The organism is Vibrio sp. 1180_3, from assembly GCF_029478545.1.
Taxonomy (GTDB): Bacteria; Pseudomonadota; Gammaproteobacteria; order Enterobacterales; family Vibrionaceae; genus Vibrio; species Vibrio aestuarianus.
This window is the reverse complement of the sequence record NZ_SJFM01000007.1, coordinates 17,682-32,749: the sequence shown is the minus strand read 5'-3', so window position 1 is coordinate 32,749 and position 15,068 is coordinate 17,682. Positions and strand designations below refer to the sequence as shown.

Annotated in this window: 15 protein-coding genes; 2 read left to right on the top strand and 13 right to left on the bottom strand. The window is 43.7% G+C overall.

The window, feature by feature from the left end:
* Positions 1 to 10: 10 nt before the first annotated feature.
* The 6 genes from hscB to trmJ form a co-directional block, all read right to left on the bottom strand.
* Entirely contained in the window at positions 11 to 526 is a 516-nt protein-coding gene (gene hscB / locus EYW48_RS06135; protein WP_171980368.1) for a co-chaperone HscB, read from the bottom strand.
* Between the two features lie 72 nt (positions 527 to 598).
* Positions 599 to 922, bottom strand: coding sequence for an iron-sulfur cluster assembly protein IscA (iscA, locus tag EYW48_RS06130; protein WP_053310405.1), 324 nt, complete (start codon positions 920 to 922; stop codon positions 599 to 601).
* Positions 923 to 981: 59 nt separating this feature from the next.
* On the bottom strand, positions 982 to 1,365 hold the full coding sequence (iscU, locus tag EYW48_RS06125; RefSeq protein WP_053310406.1) for a Fe-S cluster assembly scaffold IscU: 384 nt from the start codon (positions 1,363 to 1,365) through the stop codon (positions 982 to 984).
* Between the two features lie 55 nt (positions 1,366 to 1,420).
* Complete coding sequence (locus tag EYW48_RS06120) at positions 1,421 to 2,635, bottom strand: IscS subfamily cysteine desulfurase (RefSeq protein WP_053310407.1); 1,215 nt, start codon at positions 2,633 to 2,635, stop codon at positions 1,421 to 1,423.
* Between the two features lie 26 nt (positions 2,636 to 2,661).
* Positions 2,662 to 3,183, bottom strand: a complete 522-nt coding sequence (gene iscR / locus EYW48_RS06115; protein WP_071233038.1) for a Fe-S cluster assembly transcriptional regulator IscR — start codon at positions 3,181 to 3,183, stop codon at positions 2,662 to 2,664.
* A 117-nt stretch (positions 3,184 to 3,300) separates the two neighbouring features.
* A complete protein-coding gene (gene trmJ, locus EYW48_RS06110; protein WP_274672856.1) occupies positions 3,301 to 4,029 on the bottom strand; it encodes a tRNA (cytosine(32)/uridine(32)-2'-O)-methyltransferase TrmJ in 729 nt (242 codons plus the stop codon).
* A gap of 177 nt (positions 4,030 to 4,206) precedes the next feature.
* Here trmJ and suhB point away from each other — a divergent pair, with 177 nt between their 5' ends.
* Positions 4,207 to 5,010 carry an inositol-1-monophosphatase gene (gene suhB / locus EYW48_RS06105; protein ID WP_053310410.1) on the top strand — a complete coding sequence of 268 codons (804 nt, stop codon included), beginning with the start codon at positions 4,207 to 4,209 and terminating at the stop codon, positions 5,008 to 5,010.
* A 197-nt stretch (positions 5,011 to 5,207) separates the two neighbouring features.
* Here suhB and secF read toward each other — a convergent pair whose 3' ends face one another.
* The 5 genes from secF to queA form a co-directional block, all read right to left on the bottom strand.
* Complete coding sequence (gene secF / locus EYW48_RS06100) at positions 5,208 to 6,155, bottom strand: protein translocase subunit SecF (RefSeq protein WP_053310411.1); 948 nt, start codon at positions 6,153 to 6,155, stop codon at positions 5,208 to 5,210.
* A gap of 14 nt (positions 6,156 to 6,169) precedes the next feature.
* A complete protein-coding gene (gene secD, locus EYW48_RS06095) occupies positions 6,170 to 8,026 on the bottom strand; it encodes a protein translocase subunit SecD (protein ID WP_277432009.1) in 1,857 nt (618 codons plus the stop codon).
* Positions 8,027 to 8,047: 21 nt separating this feature from the next.
* On the bottom strand, positions 8,048 to 8,380 hold the full coding sequence (yajC, locus tag EYW48_RS06090; RefSeq protein WP_053310413.1) for a preprotein translocase subunit YajC: 333 nt from the start codon (positions 8,378 to 8,380) through the stop codon (positions 8,048 to 8,050).
* 118 nt (positions 8,381 to 8,498) lie between these two features.
* Positions 8,499 to 9,629 (bottom strand): tRNA guanosine(34) transglycosylase Tgt, encoded by a 1,131-nt coding sequence (tgt, locus tag EYW48_RS06085; RefSeq protein ID WP_053310414.1) that lies wholly within the window; start codon positions 9,627 to 9,629, stop codon positions 8,499 to 8,501.
* 129 nt (positions 9,630 to 9,758) lie between these two features.
* Positions 9,759 to 10,811, bottom strand: coding sequence for a tRNA preQ1(34) S-adenosylmethionine ribosyltransferase-isomerase QueA (queA, locus tag EYW48_RS06080; protein ID WP_171980370.1), 1,053 nt, complete (start codon positions 10,809 to 10,811; stop codon positions 9,759 to 9,761).
* A 229-nt stretch (positions 10,812 to 11,040) separates the two neighbouring features.
* Between queA and EYW48_RS06075 the strand changes: the two genes are divergently transcribed.
* Positions 11,041 to 11,496 (top strand): CBS domain-containing protein, encoded by a 456-nt coding sequence (locus tag EYW48_RS06075; protein WP_053310416.1) that lies wholly within the window; start codon positions 11,041 to 11,043, stop codon positions 11,494 to 11,496.
* Between the two features lie 137 nt (positions 11,497 to 11,633).
* Here the strand turns inward: EYW48_RS06075 and aceA are convergent, their stop codons facing one another.
* Positions 11,634 to 12,944 carry an isocitrate lyase gene (gene aceA / locus EYW48_RS06070; RefSeq protein WP_053310417.1) on the bottom strand — a complete coding sequence of 437 codons (1,311 nt, stop codon included), beginning with the start codon at positions 12,942 to 12,944 and terminating at the stop codon, positions 11,634 to 11,636.
* Between the two features lie 143 nt (positions 12,945 to 13,087).
* Positions 13,088 to 14,725 (bottom strand): malate synthase A, encoded by a 1,638-nt coding sequence (gene aceB, locus EYW48_RS06065; RefSeq protein WP_277432008.1) that lies wholly within the window; start codon positions 14,723 to 14,725, stop codon positions 13,088 to 13,090.
* Between the last annotated feature and the right edge of the window lie 343 nt (positions 14,726 to 15,068).

Sequence of the window (15,068 nt, the reverse complement as noted above, 5' to 3'; positions counted from 1 at the left end):
TATTACGGAATTAGCCGAGTAAACGTTCTTCGACTCGTTCTATTTCATGTTTTAGTTTGGCAATAAATTTCAGCTTACGAACCGTATCAGCAGCAGTGCTCCACTGGTTTTCATTCAGCTGTTGCTCAACTAAAGTAAGATGTTGTTTATACATCTTGCTTACTTTGCTTTCAAAATCGAATAAAGCACTTTCTGCTTCAGGATGCGAAGCGATATCTTCCAACTCTTCACGCAATTCCATTTGTTCCATTAAGAACATCGGATCTTGCAGGGTTTGGTGCTCACCACGTAGCTCGATACCATTTTCTGCCAGCAGATATTCCGCGCGAGTTATGGGAGCTTTTAATACTTGATAAGCATCATTGATTTGAGAGGCTTTTTGCACAGCAAGTAAGCGGTCTCGTTCTGAAGCAGTTGCAAAGTTATCCGGATGGAAGCGCTTTTGCAAAGCCAGAAACTGGGAAGAAAGAAGGCTACCATCCAGCGCAAACTGACTTGGTAGCCCAAATAATTCAAAGTAGTTCATTAACACATCGCTCCTAGTGCTCGGTACTAGGCTCGTTATCAATGATGAGCCTAGCTATCCGAAAGCTAACCATTACACGTTGAAGCTTTCACCACAACCACATTCACTTTTCGCGTTTGGGTTGTTGAATTCAAAACCTTCGTTTAACCCTTCTTTTACGTAGTCTAGCTGCGTGCCGCTGAGGTAAACGAGGCTTTTTGCATCGATAATGACTTTTACACCATGATCTTCAAACACTTGATCTTCATCGTTGAGTTCATCAACAAATTCCAGTACATAAGCCATACCCGAGCAACCGGTCGTTTTCACTCCAAGACGTAATCCAACGCCTTTGCCTCGGTTATCCAGAAATGCTCTAACGCGATTTGCTGCTGCTTCAGTTAAGGTAATGGCCATACTACAACCCTAGATTCTTGGTTTGAAATTGTGGGAGTGAACGTTCACTCCCTGATAAATTATTGTTGGTGTTTCTTTTTATAGTCAGCAACGGCTGCTTTGATAGCATCTTCTGCCAAAATTGAGCAGTGAACTTTAACAGGTGGAAGTTCAAGTTCTTCAGCAATTTCAGAGTTCTTAATTGCAGCTGCTTCATCAATGCTTTTACCTTTTACCCATTCTGTTACTAATGAGCTTGAAGCAATAGCGCTACCACAACCATAAGTTTTAAACTTCGCATCTTCAATGATGCCTTCTGGTGTGACTTTAATTTGCAGTTTCATTACGTCACCACAAGCGGGTGCGCCAACCATACCACTACCAATTGATGGATCTTCTTTATCAAAAGAACCTACATTGCGTGGGTTTTCGTAGTGATCAATTACTTTTTCGCTGTATGCCATGATAGTTTCCTCTAATCCTCTATTTCCTTGGGAATAACTAGTTCTTTATGAATAACTAGTGATGTGCCCACTCAACGGTGTTCAGATCAACTCCCTCTTTATACATATCCCATAGAGGAGACATGTCGCGTAATTTACTAACGGCTACACGGATTTGCTCAACCGCGTAGTCAATTTCTTCTTCTGTCGTGAAACGACCAAACGAGAAACGCACTGAGCTATGTGCTAATTCATCGTTGAGCCCCAGAGCACGCAGTACATACGAAGGCTCCAAGCTTGCTGATGTACAAGCACTGCCCGATGATACGGCAAGGTCTTTTAAAGACATCAGCAACGATTCACCTTCAACGAAAGCAAAACTCACGTTTAGGTTGTGCGGAACTCGTTGCTCTAGATCACCATTTACTGTAACGGCTTCCATATCTTGGACTCCAGCAAGTAAACGGTCACGCAGTGCTTTGGCGTGTGCGAAATCGTTTTGCATCTCTAGTTTTGCAATGCGGAACGCTTCACCCATACCGACAATTTGGTGAGTCGGAAGTGTACCTGAACGGAAACCTCGTTCATGACCGCCACCGTGCATTTGCGCCTCAAGACGAATACGAGGTTTACGACGAACGTAAAGTGCACCAATACCTTTCGGGCCATATATCTTATGTGCAGAGAAAGAGATCAGATCAACTTTCATTTCTTGCACATCAAGAGGCACCTTACCTGCCGATTGTGCGGCATCAACGTGGAAAATAACTTTGCGCTCACGACACAATTCGCCGATTGCAGAAATATCTTGGATAACACCAATTTCGTTGTTCACGTGCATGATCGAAACAAGAACCGTATCATCACGTAGTGCTGCTTCTAACTTTTTAAGATCAATTAAACCATTAGATTCAGGCTCAAGATAAGTCACTTCATAACCTTCACGCTCAAGTTGGCGACAAGGATCAAGCACGGCTTTGTGCTCGGTTTTACATGTAATGATATGCTTACCTTGCTTAGCATAAAAGTGCGCAGCACCTTTAATTGCGAGGTTATCTGATTCTGTAGCGCCAGAAGTAAATACGATTTCACGTGGATCTGCATTGATTAGATCTGCAATTTGCTCACGCGCCGTGTCTACCGCTTCTTCTGCCTGCCAGCCATAACGGTGAGAACGAGAAGCCGGGTTACCGAAATTACCGTCCATCGTCATGCACTGAACCATCTTTTCAGCCACACGAGGATCAACAGGACAGGTAGCTGAATAGTCAAAATAAATAGGCAGTTTCATTTTCTACTCCAATGTAAACATCGCCGCTATGAGCGAGCATTAAGACCTACGGGTGCCGAGCCGATTGTAACGGCATTAGTATTTTTCTTGGTTAACCCGTGGTTTATCGTAAGACCTATGTCTTGGCGATCAGAAATTTGTAGGACTTCATTATCAACCATCAACTCACCAAGAGAGATGTTATTGAGAAAGTCACTGATGCGTGAGCTTAGATCACGCCATAATGTATGGGTTAGACAGCGAGTACCACCTTGGCAGTCACCTTTACCATTACATTTGGTTGCGTCTACGGATTCATCCACAGCCGCAATTACAGTACCAATCGAAATTGTGCATGCATCAGCACCTAAGCGGTAACCACCACCAGGGCCACGCACACTCGCCACTAAGCCAGCTTTGCGCAATTTAGAAAAAAGCTGCTCTAGATAAGAGAGCGAAATACCTTGGCGCTCTGAAATATCCGCCAGTGGCACTGGGGTTTGCTGCGAATGCAGAGCCACATCTAACATGGCTGTTACCGCATATCTTCCTTTAGATGTAAGTCTCATATCATACCGTATCCACATTGATTATGTGGTTAGTATTTTTCCATACCCGACTAATTTGGTCAAGTATTTATTTGACTAAATTAGTCGGGTATTTAACCATTTAATAAAAGAGGTTAATTACTTAGTAATGCTGTGCTTTTCAATTGACGTTAGAACACCGCGTAAGATATTGATTTCTTGAGCTTCAGGACGCGCACGACTGAATAGACGACGAAGTTTATTCATTACCTGACCGGGCTGTTCTTTAGAGATAAATTGGGTTTGAGTAATCACCTTTTCAAGGTGCTCATAAAACATTTCTAGCTCATTGTGACGTGAGTAAACTTCTTGAGGCTGCGATGGATAACCCTTTTTCTCGTAATCCAAATGCGCAATACGAATCTCGTAGCTCAAGGTTTGCACTGCCATTGCTAAGTTCAAGGAACTGTATTCTGGGTTAGCAGGAATACAGACGTGGAAATGACACTTTTGCAGCTCTTCGTTAGTTAAGCCCGTTCGTTCGCGACCAAACACCAACGCGACAGGATGCTGTTGACCCTCAATTGCAAATTTCTCACCGCATTCTCGCGGCTCAAGCATTGGCCATTCTAAGGTGCGAGAGCGAGCACTTGAACCCACCACCAAACCACAGTTTTCAACGGCTTGGTCTAATGTTTCAACAATTTCTGCATTTAGCGCGATGTCGCTAGCGCCCGCAGCTAAAGCAATCGCTTGAGCGTCAACTTCGCATTGCGGCGCAACCAAAACCATTTTGCTCAGCCCCATCACTTTCATTGCACGGGCCGCAGAGCCAATATTTCCAGAATGAGAAGTGCCCACCAAAACGACTTTTACATTGTCTAACATTGCACATAACACCAATAAAATTAAAACGCCGAGATATTAACATAAACCTGACCAAAATAGTCAGGTCCTTGTGTGATACAAGACCGAACGAGCAAAAAATAACCACTTCCTTTTTAATAAAAATTTGGTATACTGCCGCCCGCTTTTTCGTTCTTTAACATCCGTTGGGAAAACTGTATGCATCCAATGCTAAACATAGCTATTCGCGCTGCGCGAAAAGCTGGCAATCATATTGCTAAATCGCTAGAAAACGCTGAGAAAATCGAAACCACTCAGAAAGGCACTAATGACTTTGTTACTAACGTAGACAAAGAAGCAGAAGCTATGATCATCGATACAATCAAGAGTTCTTACCCAGAACACTGTATCGTTGCTGAAGAAAACGGTCTTATCGACGGTAAAGATAAGGACGTTCAATGGATCATCGACCCACTGGATGGCAACACAAACTTTGTAAAAGGTTTACCTCACTTCGCGGTTTCTATCGCTGTTCGTATCAAAGGAAAAACAGAAGTTGCTTGTGTTTATGACCCAATGCGTAACGAGCTATTTACCGCTCAACGTGGTTCTGGTGCACAACTAAACAACTCTCGTATCCGTGTTAAGCAATTGAAAGATCTTCAAGGTGCGGTACTGGCTACAGGCTTCCCATTCAAACAAAAACAACACTCTGAATCTTTCATGAAGATTATGTCTGCTCTTTTTGTTGAATGTGCGGATTTCCGTCGTACAGGTTCCCCAGCTCTAGATTTATGTTACCTAGCAGCGAACCGTGTTGATGGTTACTTCGAATTGGGCTTGAAACCTTGGGATATGGCTGCTGGTGAGCTAATCGCTCGTGAAGCTGGTGTTATCCTGACTGACTTTGCTGGCGGTACTGACTACATGAAGTCTGGTAATATCGTTGGCTCAAGTGCTCGCGGCGTAAAATCAATTCTTAAACACATCCGCGAAAACGGTAACAGCGCTATCCTTAAATAGATTGCACTGAACAATATCAAGCTCCGTCACAGCTGATTCAAGCCTCGTATAGCAATATACGAGGCTTTTTCTTTACCTTAAGTATCATACCAATTTCACATTAGAAAAAAGCCGCAGAATTTTCTGCGGCTTTTGGCGTTTAAATGATTTTTAGTAATCAAGACATACCCAAATAACTTGAAGTTGCAGGTATAACTCTAAGGGAGTTCGTCAAACTCAGCACCTTCTTTTTCCACTTGAGGCGGAAGTAAGTGCTCACGTGTGATACCCAATTTCAATGCCAGTGCAGACGCAACATAGATTGAAGAATAAGTACCGACAGTGATGCCCAATAACAATGCTGTTGCAAAACCATGAATGTTGGCACCGCCCTGCACAAACAGTGCAATAACCACTAGCAAAGTCGTACCGGATGTAATTAATGTACGGCTTAACGTTTGGGTGATTGAGCTGTTCATGATTTCCGCGGAATCGCCTTTACGCAATTTGCGGAAGTTTTCACGGATACGGTCAAATACAACAATGGTATCGTTGAGCGAGTAACCAACAACCGTCAGCAGTGCTGCCACAATCGTTAGGTCAACCTCAATTTGCATGATAGAAAATATGCCAAGAGTAATGATAACGTCGTGCGCCAAGGCCAAAACCGCCCCTGCTGCTAAACGCCATTCAAAACGCATAGACACGTAAAGCAGGATACAAATTAGTGAAGCTAGAATGGCTAAACCACCCGCTTCAGCCAACTCATCCCCCACGTTTGGCCCAACAAACTCAATACGGCGCATCTCAACACTGCTACCGGTTCCTTCTTTGATAGCTGAAAGGATCTGGTTGCCGAGTGTTTCACCCGCGACATTGTCACGAGGACGCAAGCGAACCATTACTTCACGCGCAGAGCCAAAGTTCTGCACTGTTGCATCACCAAACCCTTTTGCTTCAAGTGCCCCACGGATATCTTCAAGGTTAGCTGGCTGTTCAAAGCCAACTTCAATTAAAGTTCCGCCGGTAAAATCTAAACCCCAATTCAACCATTTAGTTGAAAGCGTAAAGAGTGAAGCACCTATCATCAAAATTGAGAAAATAAACGCTAACTTCGACCAACGCATAAAGTCGATCGTTTTATCTGCTTTTAGAATCTGAAACATAATAATTCCTAGCCTTAGATCGACAGTTTTTTGATACGTTTACCACCGTATAACAGGTTCACAATACAGCGAGTCCCGATAATAGCGGTGAACATAGAAGTTAAAATACCGATAGAAAGTGTCACGGCGAAGCCTTTAATTGCCCCTGTACCCACTGCGAACAAGATGATAGCGGTAATCAATGTGGTAATGTTGGCATCGGCAATGGTACTAAATGCATTCGCATAACCTTGGTGGATCGCTTGTTGCGGGTTGCGCCCATCACGAAGCTCTTCCCGAATACGCTCAAAGATCAGTACGTTCGCATCAACCGCCATACCAACTGTTAATACAATACCTGCGATACCTGGTAGCGTCATAGTGGCCCCCGGAATCATCGACATGACACCGATAATCAGTACTAGGTTAGCCATTAGCGCGATGTTGGCAATAAGACCAAATCCACGGTAATAAAGCAGCGTAAACAACATAACCGCGACCATACCCCAGATACACGCTTGAACACCCATATCGATGTTTTGTTGACCCATTGATGGACCAATCGTACGTTCTTCAACAATAGAGATCGGCGCAATCAGAGCACCAGCACGCAATAGCAACGCTAAGTTGTGTGCTTCAGCCACAGAATCAATGCCAGTGATACGGAAGTTACGACCTAACGCCGACTGAATCGTCGCTTGGTTGATCACTTCTTCTTGCTTAGCAAGAATCACTTTACCTTCCGGAGTTTTGCGACCACTGTCTTTGTATTCTGCAAACACGGTCGCCATCAGCTTGCCAATGTTCTTTTTAGAGAACGCTGACATTTTGTTACCACCTTCACTGTCTAGTGAGATGTTTACTTGCGGGCGTCCGTATTCATCCGTGCTTGAGCTTGCATCAGTAATGCTCGCACCGCCTAGAATCACACGTTTTTTCAAAACTACAGGACGTTGATTACGGTCGAACTTAATTTCGCTACCAGGAGGAACACGACCAGAGACCGCTGCAGCTAAATCCGCTTTATCATCAACTTCACGGAACTCAAGTGTTGCTGTTGCCCCTAAAATTTCTTTCGCACGAGCCGTGTCTTGAACACCTGGAAGTTCAACCACGATGCGGCTTGCACCTTGGCGTTGAACCAAAGGCTCTGCGACCCCAAGTTCATTAACACGGTTACGTAGAATCGTAATGTTCTGTTCAACCGCATAATTACGAATTTCTTGTAAGCGTTGCTCGGTAAATTTAGCCGTTAAGATAAATCGTCCGTTAGCATCAGACTCAACAAAAGTCATGTCAGGGTGTTTTGAAGCCAGTGCCGCTTTTGATTGTTCAAGTTGCTCTGCATCACGCAAAGTCACTTCAACGGTATCGTTACCTACCGTACGAATAGCGCGGTAACGGATTTTTTCATCACGAAGTTCACTACGAAAGGCTTCTTCTTGTTGGCCTGACAATTTTTCCATTGCCGCGTCCATATCCACTTCCATTAAGAAGTGAACACCACCACGCAAATCAAGGCCAAGCTTCATTGGCGCAGCACCAATAGATTCCAGCCAGCTAGGTGTAGAAGGAGCAAGGTTCAGTGCAACGATAGTATCTTTGCCTAACGCTTCACTAATGATGTCACGAGCACTAATTTGTGTATCAGTATCGTTAAATCGAACAAGAATTGATCCATTTTCTAAAGCAATGGATTTATGAGAAAGGCTCTCTTTATCAAGAGCATTGGTGACAGCATCCAGCGTTGACATATCTACAGAGGCGCCACGCGCCCCTGTAACTTGAATAGCCGGATCTTCACCGTAGATATTTGGAAGTGCATACAAAGCGGAAATGGCAATGGCAAACACTACCAATAAATACTTCCATAACGGATAACGGTTTAGCACAGCGAGGATCCTCTAGCTGTTTTATAGAGACTTAAGCGTACCTTTTGGTAACACTGCAGTGACGAAATCTTTTTTGATCACAATTTCATTGTTCGCGTTTAGCTCGATAGTGATGTAATCGCTATCTTCTGCGATTTTAGTGATTTTACCAACTAGACCACCGCTAGTTAGCACTTCATCGCCTTTACCCATCGCAGCCATTAAGCTTTTGTGCTCTTTTACACGCTTTGCTTGTGGGCGGTAGATCATGAAGTAAAAGATAACCGCGAACATGCCAAGCATGATTAGCATTTCAAAACCGCCACCTTGTGGTGCACCTTCACCTGCTGCGTGTGCTACAGAAATTAAACTCATTGAGAAACGTCCTCTAAATTATTGTTGATGTTGAATCTATTGGGCTGCATCATCTCGATTTCAAGTTTACAACTTCACAAATCATAAATAATACAGCCTGGTAATGTTGATTTAGCTATTACTGACCAAGAGGCGGAACGTCACGATTGCGGCGAGCGTAAAACTCTTCCACAAACGCATCGAAACGATCTTCTTCAATGGCTAAACGGATACTTGCCATTAAGCGTTGGTAATAACGTAAGTTATGAATCGTATTTAAGCGCGCACCTAAAATTTCGTTACAACGATCTAGATGGTGCAAATATGATTTCGAATAATTTTTGCAAGTGTAACAGTCACAATGCGGATCAAGAGCGCTTGTATCGGTTTTATGTACTGCATTACGGATCTTGATCACACCGCCAGTTACAAATAGGTGGCCATTACGTGCATTTCGCGTAGGCATAACGCAGTCAAACATATCAATACCACGACGTACGCCTTCCACTAAATCTTCAGGTTTGCCAACGCCCATTAGGTAACGTGGCTTATCTTCTGGCAACTGTGGACAAGTATGTTCTAGCACACGGTGCATGTCTTCTTTAGGTTCACCAACCGCGAGGCCACCTACTGCGTAACCGTCAAAACCGATATCAGTCAGTCCCTTCACAGAAACATCGCGCAAGTCTTCGTAAACACCACCTTGGACAATACCAAATAGAGAGTTAGTGTTTTCTAACTTGTCGAAATGGTCTCGTGAACGTTGAGCCCAACGCAGTGACATTTCCATCGATTTTTTCGCTTCGTCATGTGTCGCCGGGTATGGCGTACACTCATCGAAGATCATCACGATATCAGAACCGAGATCTTTTTGAATTTCCATCGACTTTTCTGCGTCCATGAAAATTTTATCGCCATTTACCGGGCTACGGAAATGAACACCTTCTTCGGTGATTTTACGAATATCACCTAGGCTGAATACTTGGAAACCGCCTGAATCAGTTAAGATCGGACCTTGCCAATTCATAAAATCATGCAAGTCACCGTGCATTTTCATCACTTCTTGACCTGGACGTAACCACAGATGGAAAGTGTTGCCTAACAAGATTTCTGCGCCAGTCTCTTTGACTTCTTCAGGTGTCATACCTTTTACGGTGCCGTATGTACCAACAGGCATAAATGCTGGTGTTTGTACTGTGCCGCGTTCAAACGTTAATTGACCACGACGGGCATTACCATTTTTCTTTTTAAGTTCGTATTTTAATTTCACGAAGCCTCCAAATGTCAGAGAAACAGTCTGACGTTTCATTACTGGGTGCGAGCACCCTACGAGAGCGGTCGCCAATTCCTTGCGAAGAATGAAGTCATACTTCCCTCCCTAGCCTACTGCTAGCACTCGTTAATTGGTTTTCTTGGTAATAAACATCGCATCACCATAGCTAAAGAAGCGATATTTATTCTCCACAGCATGCGAATAAGCCGCCATAGTATATTCGTAACTTGCAAAGGCACTCACCAACATGATCAGTGTCGATTCTGGCAAGTGGAAGTTAGTAATTAAGCAATCAACTAACTGATATTTATACCCTGGGAAGATGAATATTTCAGTATCACCAAAAAATGGCACTAGTTCGGTGCCATTTTTCAAGGCATCTTGCGCGGCACTTTCTAATGAGCGAACTGATGTCGTACCAACCGCAATCACGCGACCACCGCGTGCTTTCGTTGCTGCAATTGCATCAACAACCTCTTGAGGAACTTCAACGTATTCAGCATGCATGTGGTGATCGTTAATATTATCAACTCGCACTGGTTGGAATGTTCCAGCGCCGACATGCAAGGTGACGTAAGCAAATTCGACACCTTTAGCCTTAATTTGTTCCAGTAACGCTTCATCAAAGTGCAAGCCAGCGGTCGGGGCTGCAACAGCGCCAGGTTTCTGGTTATACACCGTTTGATAGCGTTCTTTATCGGTATCTTCATCAGGTCGGTCAATATACGGTGGCAACGGCATGTGACCAATTTGATTTAAAATGTCGAGTACTGCCGTTTGTGCCGTAAAACGAAGTTCAAATAACGCATCATGACGAGCGACCATTTGTGCGTGGTATTCATCATTCTCACCCAAATAAAGCTCACTGCCAGGCTTTGGCGGTTTAGATGAGCGAACATGCGCCAAAATGGTATGTTCATCTAACATACGTTCAACGAGCACTTCTAATTTGCCGCCAGACGCTTTACGGCCAAACATGCGAGCAGGAATTACTCGTGTGTTATTGAACACCAACAGATCACCAGCTTGAACTCGGTCAACAACATCTTTAAATGAGCCATCAATAAGCTCACCACTGTTGCCGTCTAATTGAAGTAGTCGGCTGGCTGTACGCTCCGCTTTTGGATAACGAGCGATAAGCTCATCTGGGAGTTCAAAGTGAAAATCGGAAACTTGCATAGTTCTAGTCTTGTTCGCTTTTGGGTGGACAACGTAATTTTTTTAAGCGCGCTAGTATATACGGAAAGTTGTTCAACCGTCAGACCAAGATACGAAATTAATGTAATTAAAAATGAAAATGGTGGGTTACTTTTAACCACTCATCAAAGCAAAAACAGATTCAACTCTCAAACATTCCGCCAAAAAAAACCTATAGTTGAAGGAGACAAATAATAAGAAGGAGTTGGTTATGATCAAAATCGAAGACATGATGACTCGCAACCCCCATACCTTGTTGCGCTCTCACACTCTCGCCGATGCTAAACATACAATGGAAGCGCTAGACATTCGCCATGTACCTATTGTAGATGCTCATAAAAAGCTACTTGGGATTGTCACCCACCGTGACATTCTTGCCGCCCAAGAATCTAGCCTACAGAAAATACCTAGCGATCAGTCTTATACGTTCAACACTCCGTTGTATGAAGTGATGAATACTGAAATTATGTCCGTTGACCCACAAGCGGGGCTAAAGGAAAGCGCTATTTATATGCAAAAGCATAAAGTCGGTTGCCTACCTGTGGTTGATAAAGGGCAGTTGGTCGGCATCATCACCGACACAGATTTTATTGGTGTTGCAGTAACACTCTTAGAGCTTCAAGAAGAAAGTGAACCCGAAGAGATAGACGTGGATAATGATTTGTAAGCGCGAAAAAATAAGATCTAAAAAGAAAAAAGAGCGGCTTTCGCCGCTCAAACGTGTTGCACAGATTATTGTTCTACTGGTTTCCCCGACTGGCGATAAGGGAAAGACTCCAATTCTTGGGCTTTGGAGTGGTTGACTTAAAATTGCTCTTCTTCTGTTGAACCTGTCAATGCGGTCACTGAAGAATTGCCACCTTGAATGGTGTTTGTCATGCGGTCGAAGTATCCTGTACCCACTTCTTGTTGGTGTGCAACGAAAGTGTAACCTTTAGAGGCTGCTTCAAATTCAGGACGCTGAACTTTTTCAACATAGTGACGCATACCTTCACCTTGCGCGTAAGCATGTGCTAACTCAAACATGTTGTACCACATGTTGTGGATGCCCGCTAAAGTGATGAATTGGTACTTGTAACCCATATCTGACAGTTCTTGTTGGAAACGAGCGATCGTCTCGGCATCTAGATTTTTCTCCCAGTTAAACGAAGGCGAGCAGTTATACGCAAGCAATTGGTCTGGGTATTCAGCAAGAATTGCTTCTGCAAATTGACGAGCTTCTTCCAAATCTGGTTTTGCTGTTTCACACCAAACTAAATCAGCGTAAGGCGCATAAGCCAAACCGCGCGAGATTGCTTGGTCGATCCCGGCTTTCACTCGGTAGAAACCTTCTTGAGTGCGCTCACCTTGAATGAAATCACGATCATAAGGGTCACAATCAGAAGTCAGCAAATCAGCGGCGTTTGCATCAGTACGTGCAATCACTAGCGTTGTAGTACCCGACACGTCAGCGGCCAATCGTGCTGCCACCAGTTTTTGCACCGCTTCTTGGGTCGGCACTAGAACTTTACCGCCCATATGACCACATTTTTTAACCGAGGCGAGTTGGTCTTCAAAATGGACACCCGCAGCGCCCGCTTCAATCATCGATTTCATCAATTCATAAGCATTCAATACACCGCCAAAACCCGCTTCCGCATCGGCAACAATCGGTAGGAAGTAATCGATACCACCTTCATCTTCAGGTGATTTGCCACCAGCCCATTGAATTTGGTCTGCGCGACGAAATGAATTATTGATGCGTTTTACCACTGATGGCACAGAGTCAACGGGGTAAAGTGATTGATCAGGGTACATGGTTGAAGCGGTATTATTATCCGCAGCAACTTGCCAACCTGAAAGATAAATGGCTTCGATACCCGCTTTCGCTTGCTGTACAGCTTGACCACCCGTTAGTGCACCTAAACAGTTAACATAACCTTTTTTAGCGCTACCGTTGACCAATGACCACAATTTATCAGCACCACGCTGGGCAATAGTGTTAGCTGGTGTAATAGACCCACGTAGGTCGACTACTTCAGCAGCAGTATAAGTACGCTTTACATTTTTCCAGCGCGGATTGGTTGCCCAATCTTTTTCAAGAGCTTCAATTTGTTGGCGGCGAGTTAATGTCATGTTCTATCCCTCTTATTTGATGCGCAAGCGCATTGTCATCCTTTTCTCAGCAGTACATCCTGATCTGCTTTTGAAAACTGTTCACGTTATTGGTGTATTGTTTTGTTTATTAATGTATTAGGCTTTTATTGTTTTAAGTCTAATCAATCCAAGTAGTCATAACCTGGAACGGTGAGAAAGTTGGTTAGCTCATCACTCGTCGTCAAACGCGACATGAGTTGAGCGGCTTCGGTAAATCGACCCGCTGCAAAACGTTCAACACCAATCTCATACTTAACGACCTCAATTTCTTGTTCGAGATACAGCTCAAACAGCTCCTTAGTGACGACTTGACCGTTATCTAGCGTTTTGCCGTGCTTAATCCACTGCCATATAGATGCTCGCGAGATCTCTGCCGTAGCGGCATCTTCCATCAATCCGTAAATTGGCACACAGCCGTTACCGGAGATCCAAGCTTCAATATATTGCAGCGCAACACGAATATTGTGTCTCATACCTTGCTCTGTACGCTCCCCTTCACAAGGCTCGAGAAGATCATGAGCGTGGATAGGCGAATCAGAAAGTCGCGTCACATCAAGTTGATTACTGCGTTCGCCAAGCACTTGGTCGAAAACCGCTTTTGCCGTATCCGCAAGCCCTGGATGAGCCACCCATGTGCCGTCATGACCATTGTTTGCTTCTAGTAATTTGTCGTGATGAATTTTATCTAGGACTTGCTGATTCACTTGTGGATCTTTGGCCGGAATAAAGGCAGCCATACCTCCCATCGCGAACGCGCCACGTTTATGGCAGGTGTAAACCAGCAATCTTGAATAGGCATTGAGGAATGGTTTTTCCATTGTCACCACTTGGCGATCAGGCAACACTCGGTCAGGGTGGTTTTTCAATGTTTTAATGTAGCTAAAGATGTAATCCCAACGTCCGCAGTTCAAACCAACAATATGCTCTTTGAGAGAGAACAATATTTCATCCATTTCAAATACAGCAGGTAGCGTTTCAATCAATACCGTGGCTTTTATGGTTCCCGTTTCTAGACCGAAATACTCTTCCGTAAAGTGGAAAACATCACTCCACCACTTCGCTTCTTGATGCGCTTGTAATTTAGGCAAATAAAAATATGGACCACTGCCTTTTTTCAATAACGTTTTGTAGTTATTGTAAAAATACAGAGCAAAATCAAGCAGTGAACCTGGGATACTCTGTCCCTCAAACTGAACATGTTTTTCTTTGAGGTGCAAACCTCTAACACGACAAATCAGTACCGCTGGATTTTCTGCTAACTGATAACACTTGCCATTGTCGGGGTTGGTATAACTAATAGTTCCGTTCACCGCATCGCGAAGGTTAACTTGCCCATCCAATACTTTCCCCCATGCCGGTGACATTGAGTCTTCAAAATCAGCCATGAAAACTTTGACATTAGCGTTCAGTGCGTTAATCACCATTTTGCGGTCTGTTGGTCCGGTGATTTCAACACGGCGATCTTGTAAGTCTTGTGGGATCCCCAGAATTTTCCAGCTTCCCTCTCGAATATCTTGGGTATCTTTTAGGAAGTCAGGAAGTACACCAGCATCGATCTGAGCCTGTCGCTCTTCTCGAGTGGCAAGCAGTTCATCAACTCGGCCAGCAAATTTAGCACACAAGCTCGATAAGAAGGTTTGGGCTTCAACAGGGAAAATGGCTTGATGTTGTGGGTCAATTGAACCACGAAGCTCAATCTTGGCTTCGCTATTGTGTTCTTCATTCTGTGCTAAATCTGTCTCTGGGGTCTGTGCAAGCATAACTTTCTTCCTTAAAAATTAGTCGACCACATTTGTAACTTTAAAACCACAAATTCAAATGCTTTCTTGGGTTCATCTTTAACTTTTCTTTGTTTATACCTTGTCTTAGATGACGTTACATTTCAAGGCTAACCAAACTAGACATAAGTCTTACAAAGCCTTAATAAACCTTACACCAACAGCAATTAGAGTAAAAGATCAAAAGTTAACAAATGGTTAAATTTGAAGTTTTATTCCGTTTGAAACAACTGATTGATTTTGGCTGCATTTTTGTAATTAATTACGTTATTTAATTACAAGATAATTTTTAAATGGAATTCGTTTTAAACAGGCGTTCGAATTA

What these genes read in the sequence shown, in the direction of transcription:
- aceB (WP_277432008.1), bottom strand. Translation starts at nt 14,725, where the DNA reads ATGCTTGCACAGACCCCAGAGACAGATTTAGCACAGAATGAAGAACAC.
- suhB (WP_053310410.1), top strand. Translation starts at nt 4,207, where the DNA reads ATGCATCCAATGCTAAACATAGCTATTCGCGCTGCGCGAAAAGCTGGC.
- iscA (WP_053310405.1), bottom strand. Translation starts at nt 922, where the DNA reads ATGGCCATTACCTTAACTGAAGCAGCAGCAAATCGCGTTAGAGCATTT.
- queA (WP_171980370.1), bottom strand. Translation starts at nt 10,811, where the DNA reads ATGCAAGTTTCCGATTTTCACTTTGAACTCCCAGATGAGCTTATCGCT.
- iscR (WP_071233038.1), bottom strand. Translation starts at nt 3,183, where the DNA reads ATGAGACTTACATCTAAAGGAAGATATGCGGTAACAGCCATGTTAGAT.
- trmJ (WP_274672856.1), bottom strand. Translation starts at nt 4,029, where the DNA reads ATGTTAGACAATGTAAAAGTCGTTTTGGTGGGCACTTCTCATTCTGGA.
- hscB (WP_171980368.1), bottom strand. Translation starts at nt 526, where the DNA reads ATGAACTACTTTGAATTATTTGGGCTACCAAGTCAGTTTGCGCTGGAT.
- EYW48_RS06075 (WP_053310416.1), top strand. Translation starts at nt 11,041, where the DNA reads ATGATCAAAATCGAAGACATGATGACTCGCAACCCCCATACCTTGTTG.
- yajC (WP_053310413.1), bottom strand. Translation starts at nt 8,380, where the DNA reads ATGAGTTTAATTTCTGTAGCACACGCAGCAGGTGAAGGTGCACCACAA.
- secF (WP_053310411.1), bottom strand. Translation starts at nt 6,155, where the DNA reads ATGTTTCAGATTCTAAAAGCAGATAAAACGATCGACTTTATGCGTTGG.
- EYW48_RS06120 (WP_053310407.1), bottom strand. Translation starts at nt 2,635, where the DNA reads ATGAAACTGCCTATTTATTTTGACTATTCAGCTACCTGTCCTGTTGAT.
- aceA (WP_053310417.1), bottom strand. Translation starts at nt 12,944, where the DNA reads ATGACATTAACTCGCCGCCAACAAATTGAAGCTCTTGAAAAAGATTGG.
- iscU (WP_053310406.1), bottom strand. Translation starts at nt 1,365, where the DNA reads ATGGCATACAGCGAAAAAGTAATTGATCACTACGAAAACCCACGCAAT.